Source organism: Natronocalculus amylovorans, assembly GCF_023638035.1.
In the GTDB taxonomy this organism is placed as follows: domain Archaea; phylum Halobacteriota; class Halobacteria; order Halobacteriales; family Haloferacaceae; genus Natronocalculus; species Natronocalculus amylovorans.
The window spans coordinates 18,238-34,617 of the sequence record NZ_JAKRVX010000002.1 but is presented as its reverse complement, the minus strand read 5'-3'; the positions used below and the strand labels follow the sequence as shown (position 1 = coordinate 34,617).

At 50.4% G+C, this 16,380-nt stretch carries 16 protein-coding genes and 1 tRNA gene; 8 read left to right on the top strand and 9 right to left on the bottom strand.

The window, feature by feature from the left end:
* Nucleotides 1-107 precede the first annotated feature (107 nt).
* The 3 genes from tenA (at nt 108) to AArcSt2_RS04425 (ending at nt 2,288) form a co-directional block, all read left to right on the top strand.
* On the top strand, nt 108-767 hold the full coding sequence (gene tenA / locus AArcSt2_RS04435) for a thiaminase II (protein WP_250583214.1): 660 nt from the start codon (nt 108-110) through the stop codon (nt 765-767).
* A 54-nt stretch (nt 768-821) separates the two neighbouring features.
* Nucleotides 822-1,238 (top strand): RDD family protein, encoded by a 417-nt coding sequence (locus AArcSt2_RS04430; RefSeq protein ID WP_250583212.1) that lies wholly within the window; start codon nt 822-824, stop codon nt 1,236-1,238.
* Nucleotides 1,239-1,304: 66 nt separating this feature from the next.
* Complete coding sequence (locus AArcSt2_RS04425; RefSeq protein WP_250583210.1) at nt 1,305-2,288, top strand: HNH endonuclease; 984 nt, start codon at nt 1,305-1,307, stop codon at nt 2,286-2,288.
* A 127-nt stretch (nt 2,289-2,415) separates the two neighbouring features.
* Here the strand turns inward: AArcSt2_RS04425 and AArcSt2_RS04420 are convergent, their stop codons facing one another.
* The 3 genes from AArcSt2_RS04420 to AArcSt2_RS04410 form a co-directional block, all read right to left on the bottom strand.
* Nucleotides 2,416-3,549, bottom strand: a complete 1,134-nt coding sequence (locus AArcSt2_RS04420) for a serine hydrolase domain-containing protein (protein ID WP_250583208.1) — start codon at nt 3,547-3,549, stop codon at nt 2,416-2,418.
* Between the two features lie 148 nt (nt 3,550-3,697).
* A complete protein-coding gene (locus AArcSt2_RS04415; RefSeq protein WP_174654179.1) occupies nt 3,698-4,804 on the bottom strand; it encodes an NAD(P)-dependent alcohol dehydrogenase in 1,107 nt (368 codons plus the stop codon).
* A gap of 283 nt (nt 4,805-5,087) precedes the next feature.
* Nucleotides 5,088-6,035: a transcription initiation factor IIB gene (locus AArcSt2_RS04410; RefSeq protein ID WP_250583206.1), complete on the bottom strand. Its 948-nt coding sequence runs from the start codon at nt 6,033-6,035 to the stop codon at nt 5,088-5,090.
* Nucleotides 6,036-6,263: 228 nt separating this feature from the next.
* Between AArcSt2_RS04410 and sufB the strand changes: the two genes are divergently transcribed.
* On the top strand, nt 6,264-7,691 hold the full coding sequence (gene sufB, locus AArcSt2_RS04405) for a Fe-S cluster assembly protein SufB (RefSeq protein ID WP_174654178.1): 1,428 nt from the start codon (nt 6,264-6,266) through the stop codon (nt 7,689-7,691).
* A 78-nt stretch (nt 7,692-7,769) separates the two neighbouring features.
* A complete protein-coding gene (locus tag AArcSt2_RS04400) occupies nt 7,770-8,147 on the top strand; it encodes a hypothetical protein (RefSeq protein ID WP_174654177.1) in 378 nt (125 codons plus the stop codon).
* Between the two features lie 505 nt (nt 8,148-8,652).
* Here the strand turns inward: AArcSt2_RS04400 and AArcSt2_RS04395 are convergent.
* Nucleotides 8,653-9,576 (bottom strand): acetamidase/formamidase family protein, encoded by a 924-nt coding sequence (locus tag AArcSt2_RS04395; RefSeq protein WP_174654176.1) that lies wholly within the window; start codon nt 9,574-9,576, stop codon nt 8,653-8,655.
* Between the two features lie 738 nt (nt 9,577-10,314).
* Between AArcSt2_RS04395 and AArcSt2_RS04390 the strand changes: the two genes are divergently transcribed.
* Nucleotides 10,315-10,974, top strand: a complete 660-nt coding sequence (locus AArcSt2_RS04390) for a DUF6498-containing protein (protein ID WP_174654175.1) — start codon at nt 10,315-10,317, stop codon at nt 10,972-10,974.
* 153 nt (nt 10,975-11,127) lie between these two features.
* Here AArcSt2_RS04390 and AArcSt2_RS04385 read toward each other — a convergent pair whose 3' ends face one another.
* From AArcSt2_RS04385 to AArcSt2_RS04375, 3 genes are all read right to left on the bottom strand, one after another.
* The gene (locus AArcSt2_RS04385) at nt 11,128-12,255 is read right to left on the bottom strand and encodes a tyrosine-type recombinase/integrase (protein WP_174654174.1); all 1,128 of its coding nucleotides are present in this window, start codon (nt 12,253-12,255) and stop codon (nt 11,128-11,130) included.
* A gap of 220 nt (nt 12,256-12,475) precedes the next feature.
* Nucleotides 12,476-12,550: transfer RNA gene (locus AArcSt2_RS04380), tRNA-Glu, on the bottom strand.
* 122 nt (nt 12,551-12,672) lie between these two features.
* Nucleotides 12,673-13,101: a VOC family protein gene (locus AArcSt2_RS04375; protein ID WP_174654173.1), complete on the bottom strand. Its 429-nt coding sequence runs from the start codon at nt 13,099-13,101 to the stop codon at nt 12,673-12,675.
* A gap of 118 nt (nt 13,102-13,219) precedes the next feature.
* Here AArcSt2_RS04375 and AArcSt2_RS04370 point away from each other — a divergent pair, with 118 nt between their 5' ends.
* A complete protein-coding gene (locus AArcSt2_RS04370) occupies nt 13,220-13,474 on the top strand; it encodes a DUF8139 family protein (RefSeq protein WP_174654172.1) in 255 nt (84 codons plus the stop codon).
* Nucleotides 13,475-13,495: 21 nt separating this feature from the next.
* Here AArcSt2_RS04370 and AArcSt2_RS04365 read toward each other — a convergent pair whose 3' ends face one another.
* Nucleotides 13,496-14,647: a metal-dependent hydrolase family protein gene (locus tag AArcSt2_RS04365; RefSeq protein ID WP_174654171.1), complete on the bottom strand. Its 1,152-nt coding sequence runs from the start codon at nt 14,645-14,647 to the stop codon at nt 13,496-13,498.
* 108 nt (nt 14,648-14,755) lie between these two features.
* Here AArcSt2_RS04365 and AArcSt2_RS04360 point away from each other — a divergent pair, with 108 nt between their 5' ends.
* Nucleotides 14,756-15,490: an SDR family oxidoreductase gene (locus AArcSt2_RS04360; protein ID WP_174654170.1), complete on the top strand. Its 735-nt coding sequence runs from the start codon at nt 14,756-14,758 to the stop codon at nt 15,488-15,490.
* Here the strand turns inward: AArcSt2_RS04360 and AArcSt2_RS04355 are convergent.
* Nucleotides 15,477-16,313 (bottom strand): MOSC domain-containing protein, encoded by an 837-nt coding sequence (locus tag AArcSt2_RS04355; RefSeq protein WP_174654169.1) that lies wholly within the window; start codon nt 16,311-16,313, stop codon nt 15,477-15,479. The genes AArcSt2_RS04360 and AArcSt2_RS04355 overlap by 14 nt on opposite strands.
* Nucleotides 16,314-16,380: the final 67 nt, after the last annotated feature.

Here is a 16,380-nt window from a genome sequence, read left to right as displayed (position 1 = left end):
TCTTCTCTTATCGCTGCATTTGGAGTCGGGACTGTATTTTCAGCATAGATATTCTCAAGTAATACCACTAACATATATTTGGGTGTACTGACCTCTCTTCAGATAGGATGAGTTTCAGTACACAGCTTCTCACCGCTGGCGAGGACATTTGGACCGCACAAAAATCACATCCGTTTGTTGTCGAGTTAGCCGCAGGAACGCTCGATGAAGATGCATTTCTCCACTGGGTCAAACAGGATTACCGCTATTTGTTGGATTACGCCCGGGTGTTTGCGATCGCGAGTTCAAAAGCAGATACAGAAGCGGATATGACACATCTGATGGACGTTGCACACACGATACTGGATTACGAGATGGATCTTCATCGGGAGTTTGCGTCGGAATGGGGGCTGACACCAGCGGATTTGGAATCGGTCACAAAAGTCCCAACGTGTGTCGCATACACGAACTTCCTCGTTCGAACCGCATACGAGGGGTCAATCGCAGAAATTAGTGCGGCAATCTACCCATGTGGACAAGGATATCTCGATATTGCCGATCACATGGCCGAACAGGCGGACACAACGCACAAATACACCGCGTTTATTGAAAAGTATACGAGCGATGAGTTTCGAGATGCTGTTGCGTGGATGCGCGAGTTTGTCGATCGGTGTGCAGAACAGTATCCGGGTGAACACGACGCAATGACTGAGGCGTTCCTCACCAGCGCTCGATTGGAGCACCAGTTTTGGGAGATGTGTTATACAGAAGAGACGTGGGCAGTGTGAGTATCAGTGAACTGTGACAGGTAGGTTTTCATCGATCACCGACAACAGTCCTGTATGTCGGTCACGCCTGCGCCGCTTCGGCTCCGAACACCTGCATTCCTCGTTGATCAGCTAGTTGTCTTGGTCGCTGTGTGTCTTCCAGTAGTTCTCTCTGGTGTTTCATTTTCTGCACTCTTGACGCCGGGAGACACACGTACGATCGTTTTCCTGCTGCTCATGGCGGCTGCATTTTTGTATCATTTTTTGTTTGAGTGGCAGACTGGGGAGACGATCGGTAAGCGGCTATTCGGCCTCACTGTGGTTTCTGATGACGGCACTGCGCTTGGGTTTCGCGGCTCATTTCTTCGGAATGCGCTTCGCCTCATTGATGGGCTCGGCTACTGGAGCGTTGCGGTCGCAGTGATTCTGTATCGTGGTGATGGCAAACGAATTGGTGACGTTGTCGGACGGACGATCGTTGTTCGTCGGTGAACTTACCTATCCATATGAACGCTGCACAAAGTATGAAGTCCAGTGACTGTGATTGACATACATTGTATGGCTACCGATCGATTGCGTAGTATTGTCCCAATGTTCGGTGGGGCGACGAACTACGTTGAGACACTTGATGCAGTGCTGGAGTGCGTTGAAACACACAATCCAACGACTGACGAACTTGTTGGCTGGCATCGAGGCACATTTCGGAATGTTTCAAGCCGTGAGTCAATCCTTCGTCGGGTAACATACATCCAGAACGTGGGGTTTATCAAAAAAGACGAGTCAAGATGGGTGCTTGGAGATGCTGGCAGAAAGTATGTTGCAACAAAAGATACGGCGACGTTATTCTGTATAATGTGCGATCGGACCATTGGACTTCGAAGCCTGATGTACGAGTTAGCAGCTACCCCGCTTACGATTGCGGAAATAAGCGAGCAACAGTTGAAGACACACCCAGAACTCGGATGGAGCCATGGTGAGACCGATATGGCACTCCAACGAGCAAACTGGCTTCGAAGTATGGGGTTGGTCACAAAAAACGAACAGTTGTATGAGCTAACGGAGCAGGGTCATCAGTTTGTTACCAATGCTGTCGAAGAGTGGGGAGGCGGTGACTGGAACCCACTCATCGCTGATAAGATTTCTGCAGGAACGTATACAACATCTGTGCATGCCCGATCGCTTGATCCTGAATTTCGTGCTACTGCCCTCACCCAATATAATCAAACATGTCCCGTATCAGGTGTCGATCATCCCGGGCTCTTAGACATTGCACATGTGCTATCATGGAGTGAATTTGAAGCGCATCGAGCAGACCTCTCCAACGTAGTTCCACTGAGCAAAACACATCATGCGGCCTTCGACCTTGGATTATTCACGATCGATTGTGAGTACTGTCTACGGGTCGATCCGGAACTTAGCACAGAAAGCGATATTCTTCACACAACGCTGATTGACCAGGAAGGATGTTACATCGAAGCCATGGAAGGTCGGGCTAATCCAGAATATCTCAAAAAACACAATACGTCGATTGCATGGGTGTAAGCAGTCACCGATCTCTTGGCTGATCTTGAATACGGACCTTCCTATTAGCTCAAACAGAACTCGATAAGCAAATGAGTTTTCTTACAATACGGACGCTGAAAACATTTCACAACACGTTGGTTTCTACTCACTCAGAGAGACACAGGCGAACTGCATCAGCCATTGCATTAACGCGAGCGGCATGTTCGTATGACTCCTCTCGAATACCGTTTGTCACGTACGCAAACCCAACGTTGAGCTCTGGATCTCCCCACCCGAAGATACTACCTAATCCGGCATGTCCGAACTGGCGCTCGCGGCTCACTGTTCCGAACATATCATTTGCGAGGCCGCCGGTCCAAAAGCCAAGCCCATATCGAGCCGGACGAGAGAGTGTCCCATCCGAATCCGTTTCAGCGTGCGTTTGCGTCGCATAGTCAACGGTCTCTGTCGAAAGGAGCTCCGTTCCGTCGATCGAACCGCCGTTTGCGATGCACGCATAGAAACGAGCCATATCGCGGGCCGTTCCGATACCGTTCGCGGCAGGGATAACCGCCCGGTGAATCCGTTCTTCATTGAATGCTGCGGCCGAGTCTGCCGCGGGAATGCCTAACCCCTCACCAACATCTCGACATCGATCGGACATCTCGAACCCGGACAGTACTGCGACTGAGTCCGGCTCATCAGGATCGAGTCCGATCGACGTATCGTCCATTCCAAGCGGCTCGAATACCCGCTCTTTGACGGCCTCGCGTACCGGTTGTTCAAGAACCCGATGGATCAGTTCGCCTGTGAGCCAGCCATAGTTGAATGCGTGATACGCAGGTTGCTCACCCGGTGAATAGACCGGTTCAATGTCTTCCATTGCCGCGACAGCCGCATCCCAATCGTCCCACTTGTCTCCCTGCTCGTCGAACGGGCCATATGGGATCCCTGCAGTGTGCGAAAGCACTTGTTCAACAGTGATTGTTGCCTTCTCTGTACCCTGCTCTGCGAACGATGGCCAGTACTCAACAAGGCGATCGCCGTATGCAATCTGTCCTTCTTCGACGAGCTGGTGGATAACGACACCAACGTACGGCTTTGTGCACGAGAAAATCAGATGCTTCGTCTCACTCGTTGTTTCGTCGCCCTCTGGAGCAGCAGTGCCACCTGCAAAATCAACGGCCAACGATCCGTCAACATACACCGCACACTGTGCCCCATGGTGGAGGCCAACATCGAGATGTCGATCGAATACACCGCGGAGTCTTTCTACGTCATCCGTTGTAAGTGAAGACATACCATAGACACGGTGGACAGACTACAAAAAAGCCGTTGTCGCCATGGAGAATATTCATCGCAGGACAGTAGTTTGGTGTGAGATCCGTGCGTGATGAACGGTTTTGTGTTGTTTCGATCGAGTCACGTCAAGCCCACAGCGTGAGAGACTACTGATCCATCCGCAGAATCGGTTTGATGACTTCGCCTGATTCGGAATCCGCAACTGCCTGCTGAATATCATCGAAATCGTAGTATGTGACAAATTCATCAAATGGGAACTTCCCTTGTTGGTATAGTTCAACAAGATCCGGGATGAACTCCTTTGGATGGGAATCTCCCTCAATAATTCCCTGAACGGTCCGTCCGAATAGAATCGTGTTTACATCGAGCGATACTTCGGTCCCCAGCGGTGGTGCACCAATTACGCCGCATGTGCCTCCTTGTCGAAGCACATCGACTGCTTGTCGGAGTACCGATGGCTGGCCGGTCGTCTCTAATGAGTAGTCTGCGCCGCCACCGAGTTCGTCTTGAATCGCACTGTTTGTGTCATCCACTGCTTCAGGGTTTATCGTCATCGTTGCACCAAGCTCTTCGGCTTTTTTTAGGCGACTGTCGACGAGGTCGATCTGAATGATGTCCGTACACCCTTTGATGTTCGCACCCAGCAAGGCACTCAATCCAACCGAACCGGCTCCAAAAATAACCATTGATGAGCCTGCCTGTGGATCGAGCGAATTTATGACGCCACCAGCACCGGTTTGAATCCCACACCCAAGCGGTCCAAGCAGTTCCAACGGTGCATCATCAGGAACAACGACAACGTTTCGTTCTTTTGCGATCGCTGTCGTTGCAAATGATGACTGCCCGAAGAATAGCCCCGAGATCTCGTTTCCGTTCTGCGAAATTGGTGAGGAGCCGTCCTCGACACGTCGTCCAGTGAAGTTATGCTCAAAAAATTCGTTGCAGTATGCAACGTCTCCGTTTCGACAATTGCTACAGGTCGTATCGTAATCAAACGAGAGCACAACATGATCGCCGGGAGAAACCCCGGTGACATCCTCACCAACTGCTTCGACAACGCCGGACCCTTCATGTCCCAAAACTGCTGGTAGTGGTGTCGGATAATACTGATCTCTCACAGAAAGATCAGTATGGCAAACACCCACGGCAGTCATATCGATCAGTACCTCATCTGCACGTGGCTCCTCAAGTTCCACTGATTCGATCTCAAAGGAACCGCCTTTCTCATGAACAACCGCGGCCTTGATTTCCATAGGGTATGTTATTTAGTGCCACTATTCAATGTTGTTTCAGATACACAATATGTAGGCGTTTAATAGAGTATCTTGACAACGTGCTGAGAAGTATTTTGATGTGTGGAGTCTGTTTCAATTGGGGCCTGTATTCGACAACTTCAACAGGCGCAGTTGGATATCTACTTCGTTCTCCCACTCTGCTTGCTATTGGCCCCATCCATGATCGTTGATTTTCACCACCACCGGCTGAAAGCATCGGGACATTCGAGGCTAGTAGCCTCTCAGCCAACGCTGATGCGGTTCAGGTTTCTGAATCCAATTTGAGCAACTCCCGGTACCGAGTTCGTATCGTGACTTCACTTACGTTTGCAGCAGCAGCAATCTCTGATTGTGTGATTGGATCGTCTGTCATTTTTGCTCCAGCATAAATCGAGCTAGCCGCGATACTGACAGGGCTTTTACCTACGTGTACACCAGAGCGGACTGCTTTATCAATGAGTGCTCGGGCCTGTTGTTCTGTCTGCATTGTGCAACTGGTTTCTGACGCAATGCGGGTCATGTACTCACGAGGGTCCGTGAGAGGGACGCTTAGTGATAGCTCACGCTTCATATACCGGTATGCACGTTCGATTCGCTGTTGGTCTACTCGACTAACAACTGCGACTTCTTCAAGCGTTCGTGGAACGCCATCAATTCGTGCCGCAGCGTATACGCTTGCGGTCGCAATTCCCTCGATCGATCGCCCTGGAAGCAAATTGTCATCAGCAGCACGCCGGTATATTTGTGCAGCAATCTGCCGTGTTGGTTTTGGTAACCCCAATGCAGAAGACATGCGCTCGATTTCACCGAGTGCATGCTTCAATCCCCGTTCTTCGGGCGATCGCGCATTTGCACGTTGATCCCAGCGTCGTAAACGATTGAATTTGCGTTGTTTTTGATAGCTAAGTCCGTTTCCTCTCGCGTCTTTATTTTGCCAGCTAATTTGCGTTGAAAGGCCCTTGTCATGTCGTAAGTTCGTTAGCGGACTCCCTACTCGCGAACGACTATCGCCATCATCATTTGATCGCCACTCGGGACCATGATCAATGGTATACTCTCCAACAACGAGGCCACAAAGCTGACAAATAGACTCTCCACGGACTTCATCACGACGTATCTCGCCGTCACACTCTGGGCATGTTTGTAGTACGCCCGTTTTTTCCGATTTTGTTTGGGATTGTTCCCTGATTCTCTCTGTGGACGGCATCATTGAGTTACCCCTCCTGCGTTTGACGAGGGACGTTTTGTTTCAGTAGTGAGTGCGTCAAACGGAACGGTTGTGTGTATCACCATGTGCGTCGATTTTACTATGTCGCTATGTGAACGTAAGTTTATCTAGTCATAATTTTAGTTTATTTTATACAAAGTAAACAAAATTATTTACGAATTAATTTTCACCAGGTCAAAGCTTATCTGTTATAGAATGAAGAACATAGTAATGAGTTCCGAAGAACACCTAAAACAGACAGACACCGAAGCCCGCTTCGAATTTAAAAAGGAGCAGAAATCGGCGTTCCAGGCCGAAAAAGGCCTCAATGAGGAAACGATTCGCGTCATCTCCGAAGACAAAGATGAGCCCGAATGGATGCTACAGCGCCGTCTCCGCGCCCTTAAGCACTTCCAGAAAATGCCGATGCCGACTGGCTGGCCGGAAGCCCCGGATCTCAGCGAAGTCGACGTTGATGCCATCGTCCCATACATCCGTCCGGACGTCGATGTCCGCGGTGGGGTTGACGACTGGCGTGATCTCCCAGACGAGATCAAAGACACGTTCGACAAACTGGGCATTCCAGAGGCAGAAAAGAACGCACTCTCGGGTGTCGGTGCACAGTACGAATCCGAGATCGTGTATCAGAACATGCAAGAGCAGTGGCAAGAGAAAGGCGTTGTCTTCTGTGACATGGACAAAGCAGTCCAAGAGCACGAAGAGATCGTCAAAGAGTACTTCATGACGAAGTGCGTGCCGCCGAGCGACAACAAGTTCGCTGCACTCCACGGGGCAATCTGGTCCGGTGGATCGTTCGTCTACGTCCCAGAGGATGTCACGGTTAATATGCCAATTCAGGCATACTTCCGCATGAACTCCGAAGGAATGGGACAGTTTGAGCACACGCTCATCATCGCAGAGAAAGGCTCGGAGGTCCACTATATTGAGGGCTGTTCCGCACCGAAGTACTCCGCATTCAACCTCCACTCCGGTGGCGTCGAAGTCTTCGTCAAAGAAGACGCGCACGTGCAGTACTCCACCGTCCAGAACTGGTCGAAAAACACCTACAACCTCAACACCAAACGTGCAATCGTTGAGAAGAACGGCCGGATGGAGTGGATCTCCGGCTCGATGGGGTCGAAAGCAACGATGCTCTACCCAGCATCGATCCTCAAAGGCCGTGGTGCATCCGACAACCACATTACGATCGCGTTCGCGGGAAAAGGCCAGAACATCGACACTGGTGCAAAAGTCTACCACAACGCACCCGAGACAAAATCGACGATCGAGTCAAAATCGATCTCGAAAGACGGTGGCCGAACGAACTACCGTGGATTGGTCCACATTGCAGACGGAGCGTACAACTCCTCAACAGCAGTCGAGTGTGACGCACTGATGTTCGATAACGAATCGACATCGGATACGATGCCATACATGGAGATCAACGAATCACGTGTTGACGTTGCACACGAGGCAACCGTCGGCAAGATCGGCGACGAGGATATCTTCTACCTGCAAAGCCGTGGCCTCGATGATGACGATGCAAAACAGATGATTGTGTCAGGATTCATCGAACCAATCACAGAAGAGCTACCGATCGAATACGCAGTCGAACTTAACCGCTTGGTTGAACTCGAAATGGAGGGTAGTCTCGGATAATTACAACACTCTGTTGAGTTGTTGTGACATATTTACCAAATCAGTATGACAATAGTAGAATTGCAGTGCTTCAATTGTATGGAGGCATACACATACATTGGGTCAGACCTACACAATGGCCACTGCCCGGCATGTAAAAAACACTGTGTCCCACCAGCAGGCAAACTGCTTGTCCAAGGACAGACAACTTGGCAGAGTCCAAATGGACTTGGACGGCTTTGGGTCTACACCTATGATGAGCGTGGCAGACCGTTCGAATTTGAAGTAAGTGTATTGAACACAGTTGGAAAACTGACAGGTATAAAAATGGATGGCATTCAGGTTGATCCGAATCGATTCGTGTCTCTGTTGGGTCTCCCAGAGGTCATAGTCGAAGAAATCACCGCTGCGGGCGTGACAGAAATACAAGAGCCAGACAAATCCTATTCTAATCGATCGAAAGACCGATCAGCTTGAATCAATCACCAATGCCAAAAGTATCTTACTGAGAATCCAGTGTATGAAGCAGCTCATTTTCACACACGAACTCGAAAAGTGTGATCAGCTCTTTTTTACATAATCCCGCAGCTGACCGAGCGGGACGTAATGGGTTCTATTGTTATCACGGTGCTGAAGTGTCTGGTATCGTTGAGAACAGGAGTGGATTCGTCTGTTCGAACTGTGATGAGCTCCACGACATTTCGAATCGGTGGCGGACAGAAGTTTGCGCGCACCGTGTTGAGTTGTCTCCCACTTGGTTCTGCCATCAGTGACTGCCGAAACTGGCGGTCCGATCGTGGTGAGTGGAATAACCATCAGTGAACTAACTCGTGGTCTCGCGATTGGTATCCTAAATCACATTGGATAGTGTCAACGGTATTCGCATACAACTCACGTGGACATTGCCGTGAGTGAGCGGAGCGAAGGTAACGAGAGACGTTGTCTCTCGAAGCACTTGACCCCGAGGTAGTTGACCCGACACTCACAAATACGATTTATCGATGCCTGCACCGATGGTGTAGTTTGGATCGACCATATTGCCTAAGCGGACGTGTCCGACCTGTGTGAGGAGCATATATGCCTCCATTTTGTCAAATCCATAGTCGTCAACCATCCAGTGGACCAAGTCTGTATACGCTGCCCGGGCGGCATCTTCCATCGGACGAACGCTCCCAATGCTCATAATGTACTCATCGGATTCCAGCCGCGGCCATTCAAGTTCCCAATCTTTGATTAGATCGACTGTAATAGTTGTAACAGTCGGGTGCTCGATCGCGACACCACAGAGCTCACCATCTCCTTGTGCAGCGTGGCAGTCTCCAAGATAGACGTATCCACCTTCCACCTCAACTGGGAGATAGATTGTATTGCCCGGACGCACATTAGGCAGGTCCATGTTGCCACCGTGCTTGAATGGTGTCAGCGCGTTCACTGAATCAATCTTTGGCGACGTACTCACCGTTCCGATGAACGGGTCATACGGAATTGTAATATCTTCGTTCCAGACAGTGCCCTCCGTCGTGACTTCCAATTTCTTCACGATCTCTGGGAGCGGATCGTGGAGCATTGCCGTTCGATCTGTCGCAGTAAGCCCACCAAAGTAGGGGACTGTACAGGTTGTTCCCCTCGGCTGGGGCCCGCGGGGTTGGATGTCGTTGATCTGTATCGCCAGTGCATCGCCTTCCTCTGCACCATCAACGTAGATTGGACCATTCTGTGGATTTAGGTAGTCACCGAGAACCTCACTTGGCAAATCATCCTCTGTCTCGATAGCTCCCTCAAATGCATCGTGCGTTTCGACCTCGACAGTGTCACCGGGCTCGATTTCAAGAACAGGATCTGGATACGGACCGACTGTATAATGGTACTCTCCCTGCTTGTCAGTTGTTAACTTGTGTGTTGTCATACAGGCCGTCTTTACCACGTGGTGCGATCTTATTAAAGATTCCCGCGATTTATTTATATTCGTGCGGTTTGAAGCGTTATTCGCTGATTATATGGATTTGTCTACCGGATCAATTCGATGAGTAAACAGAACAAATATTGCCGCTCTACATCTTTAGTGGGCACACTGTTTCGGCCCATATCTACGCCTGGCCGGATCGAGGTTGCCTGTTTACGATCAATTCCTCATATCGATCGAATCGAATTGTCCAATGACATGGTTGGATAGACTCCTCATTCACTGGTGAAGATCGCGTGACGGCGGTGAGAAATGAGTGCTCCGACGGGGATTTGAACCCCGGTCATTGCCGTATGGAAACTCTGCAGTCGAAGAGCGAAGGCAGACATTGAATAAGACTCGTGAGAAAACAAAAATGGCTGCATCAAATCCGGATTACAATCCATACGATAATAAAAAAGGTATGCCAGAACCTCATGAGAGTCCTCAAACAGACACAGATCAACTGATTACGTCGATTGACGGTAACATTGTGCGTATCAAGACCGAGATTCTGGATATATAAAAATGGAAACATATCGGAAATAGATCAACTAATTCTGTTGAAATCCTTAATAGGTGACAGGTTTCAGTCGTCGTGCTACATACAGAGCGCGAGTGTGGCATATCTCGAGCTATGGTGTTCTCTGTAGTGGTCAGTCAAATCCACAAAATTAACTCCCCCCACTGTCACGATTACGCGTGCATCCGTCGTGGAAACGAGCAGAGTGGTCGTTCGTCGGGGTACTCCTGGCAAACCTCGCATCGCTGGCCGTGATTTGGTGGTCCGACTGGCAAGTCCATGCACTCCTGATAGCCTACTGGCTTGAGGCTGGTGTTGTCGGGGGTATCTACGTTCAAAAGATTTCCCGAGCAGAGGGAACCGATGACCCCGAGTCCATTCGGGCGTTTTGGAATATTGCCGGCGAGCCCCCTCGTTCGTACATCGGCAAGCCGAAAGGAGACATTCTGGGCGCGCTCCTTGAGCAGTACGTACTCATTTGGCTCCTGCTGGGTTTGTATGTGGCTGGTCCGCTCGTTGGTGCTCTAGAGATCGAGCCTGCGAGTCCACTTACCGTGGTTCTCATCGCCGTTAGCCTCGTTGTCTCCCACATCTATTCATACTGGGCCGAGTATCTCGGCAACCGAGAGTACGAACGCCGCGGCCCTGTCTCGTTGCTGGTCGAACCGGCGGCCCGGTTCGTGGCGCTGTTTGGTGTGGTCTTTATTGGGGGACTCGCCGCCAACCTCACCCAAGAACCGCTTGGCGTGGTCGTCGTTCTGATCTTTTTCAAGACCTGTGCCGATCTGTTCCAGCACCGCCGCGAGCGAAAACGGGTGCTGCGGACTCATGAACACTAGCTGTTCAGTCTCCGCCACATACGCAGTCAACCATCTAGGCCTCACAAATCCCAGCAGGGATGAGTAAACGACGAGATTGCTGAATACATCCTCTGTATCTTGCACCCCGTTCCTATCAACTACAGAGGATTTTAACAGAGCCAATAAATCCAATTAACCTATCCGATCAAGTGCGTTCCGTCGGTCCTCTACAGGTGTTTGGTCATATTTCATGGTTGTCTCTGGACTTGTATGCCGTAGTTGGGTTTGGGCTGCTGCCAAATCTTCCTCACGTGTCATGTACGTGCCTGTGGAGTGTCGTATTGTATACCAACTCATTGTCCGATTATCGGTGTCGATCTCAGCAAGATCGCATAGCCGGTGCAACACATACCTCAACGCTGACGATTTGTACGGGTTACTCTCTCTTGTGAGCCATAGTGCGTCTGTGTCATCGTACTTGTCGATGGTTGATCGTTGGTCGATCCAATATCCAAGCATCTCTGCAGTCTTGTTTTGTAAACCAACAATCCAATGCTCTTCATTTTTTGAGCTCTCTTCGCGCGGGATGCGTAGTACACTATTATCAACATCAACCCATGCGACCGTTGCTCTTGCAACTTCGATCGGTCTCAAACCAGCGTCAAGGCTTGTCCAGACTAGGCTGGGGATTTTCCAATCATTTGCTCGCTCCCAGTCCTGTTTTGTTATTGTTGATTTTGGCTTTTCAAACCGTTGTGCCAAGTACGTTCTCCACTGATCTCGTTCTGCACCATAGGTGCGATCAAAATCCGGCACGGAACCATATTCCAGCGATGCTTCTCTCACTTTCACTCGCTCCTCTCTAGTCAAATAATCTCGTGGGGTTGTCGACTGGTTACGACGAGAGAATGTGATTTTTGGAGTCCACTTGTCATTTCCGCGTCTATGATGTCTCCATTTGTATAGCATCATAATTGCCTTCCGACAAGCGGACTTGTGAGCATTCGATAATTCTTCTTTTGCCAAGTACATGAGATACTCATCTGCGTGCTCATGTGTGATATGGGATGTATACTTTCCTTCAGTTGTCCAGACCCACCGATAGAATTTATCCATCCGATACGCTCGCGTCGATACAGTTGTACGAGCATATCCTTCAGCACGGTCTGGATTTTTCCCGAACGTGAGTAACCATTCAAGACACTGTTCGCGCTCGGTACGATAGTCGATTAATTGCCGTTTGTTAAGTGCATTTTCTGCTGGTTTAGTGACTACCTTGATGCCTTCCAAGGGGGTGGTTGCCGCTTCCGATTTAGTCATTGCCTGCTCCTGAGTAGGGCCCCACTTTGTTGCCCACCTCTATTTTGTAATCGCAAGACAACGGCTGAATAACCCTCCTGAGCTTTCTTGCCTCATTATTTTTTGTAATCGCAAGACTGCGGCGACTTCGGTACTCCGATCGAATCGAATTGTCCAATGACATGGTTGGATAGACTCCTCATTCACTGGTGAAGATCGCGTGACGGCGGTGAGAAATGAGTGCTCCGACGGGGATTTGAACCCCGGTCATTGCCGTGAGAGGGCAATATGATTGGCCGGACTACACCATCGGAGCATATCCGACGTTCGTTTGAGTTGAACGTACTCACAAGTAGATGTAGCCTAAGTAAAACAGTTGCGTTTTGCGTTACTTGTGTGTCTCAACCCCGTGTGAAAACTACGCATACACGGGCTGTGCTACTCCGTTTCAAGTACTTCAATTAGTGTCCCATCTGGATCGCGAAGAAACAGAATACTCGTTCCCGTTTCTGTCGTCTGTGGCTCACTAAGCGGCTCAACGTCAGCGGGGAGTTCAGTGTAAAATCGATCGAGGTCGGTCACCGAGAATCCGATATGAACTGCACCAGCGTCGTTTAGTTGTGAATCCAACCGATCGGCACCGGAGGGTGTATACGAGACTAATTCGAGCCGTATACCATCGGCATCAAGGTGTGCAAAATCAGCGCGAGCATCCGGCACAGCGACTGCAGTTTCGAACGCCTCACCACTCACTGAAAACCGCGCGCTAACGGCAAACCCAAACAGCGACTGATAGAATGCGATCGATCGTTCCAGATCTGTGACAGTGACACCAACGTGATGAGCACCAACAACAGGGGATTCCATACAGAATAGTTAGTTGTTGTGTCAAAAATACCTCCGATTGAACGGATTTTGGGCCGACTCAGTACGTACGATTGCCATCACCAAAAAGAATATAAACCTAATGCGTATTCACCCCATCATGTCCCCGTACACAGCAGGCGATCGAGTGAGAATTGAAATCCCGGATCCACAGGATCCGGATTTCAGTCGGCTCCATGGTGAGTCAGGTATTTTGTACGAGATTGAAGGCGGCGAGTTCGAAGAAACAGCGCGAAAATACCGAGTCATGCTTGATACTGGTGCGGTTGTTGATGTGTTCGAGCAGGATCTTCGCCCGTGGTCAATCTCTGATGAGACAACTTGGTACGTCGATCGGTTCCTCCTCCGAAACTAGTCAACCAGGTTTGACACGTCGTTAGACGACCTGTACACCAGCTGTGTACACCTGTTCTGGATCCCACCATGCGCTTGCGCTCTCATTTGGATTTTCCGCAAGCACAACAAGATCCGCAACGTACCCCGATTCGACCATTCCGACGTCATCCAACCCAAGTAGCTCTGCCCCATTAACAGTCGCTGCGGTGAGCGCCTCGTTTGGCGTCATGCCACGGTCGGTCATCTGTTTGATCTCCTGTGGGATTTCATCAAAGAAATTGAACGGTGTCCCAGCATCAGTTCCCATTGCAACTCGAACGTCTGCGTCAAGCGCGTGTTCGAATGCTTCCTCGAAGCGATCGGCTGCATCTTCTGCTTTTGTGACCGCATCTTCTGGAATGCCTGCCTCAACACCGTTTTCGACAATGCCGTGGAGTGCGCTTGCAGTTGGGACCCAAAACGTCCCTGCATCAGCCATCATTTCGGCGGCTTCCTCGTCCATGAACGTCCCGTGTTCGACGCTTGTGATTCCTGCTTTGACGGCGTTTTTAATGCCAACTTCGCTGTGTGCGTGTGTGGCTGTTGGCGTCCCAGTCGGAACCGCAGCCTCGACAAGCGCAGTCATCTCTTCAACGGTTAGCTCAGGAGCGCCGGTAACAGCACCCTCCGTAAGCACACCGCCGGTAGCCATACATTTCAGGACGTCCGCACCAGCCTTCAGCTGTTCTCTCGCTGCTTTTGTCACCTCATCATATCCGTCTGCTTCGCGCCCGAACCAATGCCCATGGCCGCCAGTCATAATGATATTCTGACCGCACGCATGGACTCGTGGCCCCTCAAGTACACCGTTGGAAACTGCATCACGAGCATCAAGTGCAATCTCATAGCCGGCACCCAAATCGCGAACTGTCGTGACACCTTGTGAGATTGCTTTTTGAAGGTTTGCTGCGGCACGATAGCTCAATGTTGCAATACTATCATTGTGAACGGTCGAAACATCTGCTCTGCCGTCCATCGTGAGATGAACATGTGCATCAATTAGCCCTGGCGCAATGAATTTGCCACTTACATCGGTTTCTGTGTCACCGGAAAGGGAGTCTCCGACCGCCACGATCTGTCCGTTTTCAATTCCAACGTCCGCTTCCATTGTGCCATCCGCATCAGCGACCGAACCACCAGAAAGTACATGCATACTGTTCTCATTCGGAGCCGCAAGCAAATAGTTGCGGTTGCCGGTGGTCTGTGATTATGTCACGATTGAGACACAAACACTAACATGGTATTGGCTGTATTCGATCGTATGGGATCACTCACTGATAAAACGATATTACTCACCGGTGCAAGTGCAGGTATTGGCGAAGCAACCGCACATGCGTGTGCAGATGACGGTGCAAATATCGCACTGCTTGCACGACGGCGAGAGCGATTGGAGTCGATCGCAGACGAACTTGAAACCGCACATGGAATTGAAACGCTTGTTTGCCCAACTGATGTTCGGGATGATGCTGCGATCGATGCTGCTATCGAAGAGACAGTCTCCACATTTGGTCAGATAGACGTTGTTATCGCGAATGCGGGCTTAGGACGAGGTTCTGCGGTTGCGGAGATGACAACCGAGGAGTATCGTGCAATGATGGACACGAATGTAGACGGCTGTTTCTTTCTGACCCGATCGGTGATTCCACACCTCACAGAGACTGCTGGGAACCTAATCTTCGTTGGAAGCTTCGCAGGAAAGTACCCACGACCGTTCAATCCGGTGTATGCAGCAACAAAATGGTGGGTTCGCGGGTTTGCGATGAGTGTTGCCGGACAGGTCGGGGATGACAACGTTGGGGTCTCGATCGTTAACCCGTCTGAAGTTCGAACAGAGTTTGGTTCAGAAGATGGCACTGCATTCGAGGATCGGTTCGCAGAGGGAGAGGTAACTGAGCCGGAGGAGATTGCGGATGCAATCGTCTTTGCAGCAAGTCAAGAACACTCAACCGTGAACGAACTCGACCTGTATCGGAGAGATAAATTTAGCGGGTTTTGAGATCGTCTGTTGGGACGGAATCACCAATAACAACGTGATCTCCAACACTGAGCTGCGATCCAATAGCTTCGTCTGTGACTGCGGTATTCACCATCAGCCGAAAGTCATGATCAAACCAGTCACCGCCGCTCCACGGCGGCATCGTCTCTCGTCGTTTTGTCGCAAACTGTGTGTTGAAATTTGGATACTCCGCTCCGGTATCGGGATCGCGACTCGGAACAACACAGCGCTGGCATGGATTACGCCCATAGAGCGTGGTGTCACCGATCGTAAACGAAACGTAGTGGTCTCGGTCAGTAAAGAGGCGGTCTTCCCAGAACGGTTCAACACCGCCAATCTCGATGTTTGCACGCAGCCGACGACGCATTGAGTCGGCCGAAATTCCGTCAAACCATCCGGCAACCGTTTCGATCGTCGCTGTGGAGATAATCGTGGGTCCTGAAGCAACGGTATCGTCTGGGAACCCTCCGGAATCGTTGTGTTCGAGTGTTACTGGGTACCCGAGATACGACTCAAGAAATCGGCACAGTGACTGCCGACCCTCAGCCGTTGTAACCGAAACAGTCTGTTCGGGCTGTGTCGGCGTCTCGATCGTAACGGATTCAATACGCTCCTGCGGCCCAGTGTACGTCGTTCGAACGCGGTGGGTCTGTTTTTCGCGCTTTCCGTTTACGTAGTTGTCATCGAGATCAACAACTGCGTACGCGCGGTCACCAGCAAGCCCACCGCTTCCAACGATTGGGACTCGATCAACCGATCGAGAATCAAACGATTTGATCGGATATGTGTAGATGCCTGTAACGTGTGGTGTCGTCTCACTCATTATCAAACGATTACTTCCGAAATAAAAAACACTCGTGCTCTATCTGCGATCGGTTGTGTGAGTTATG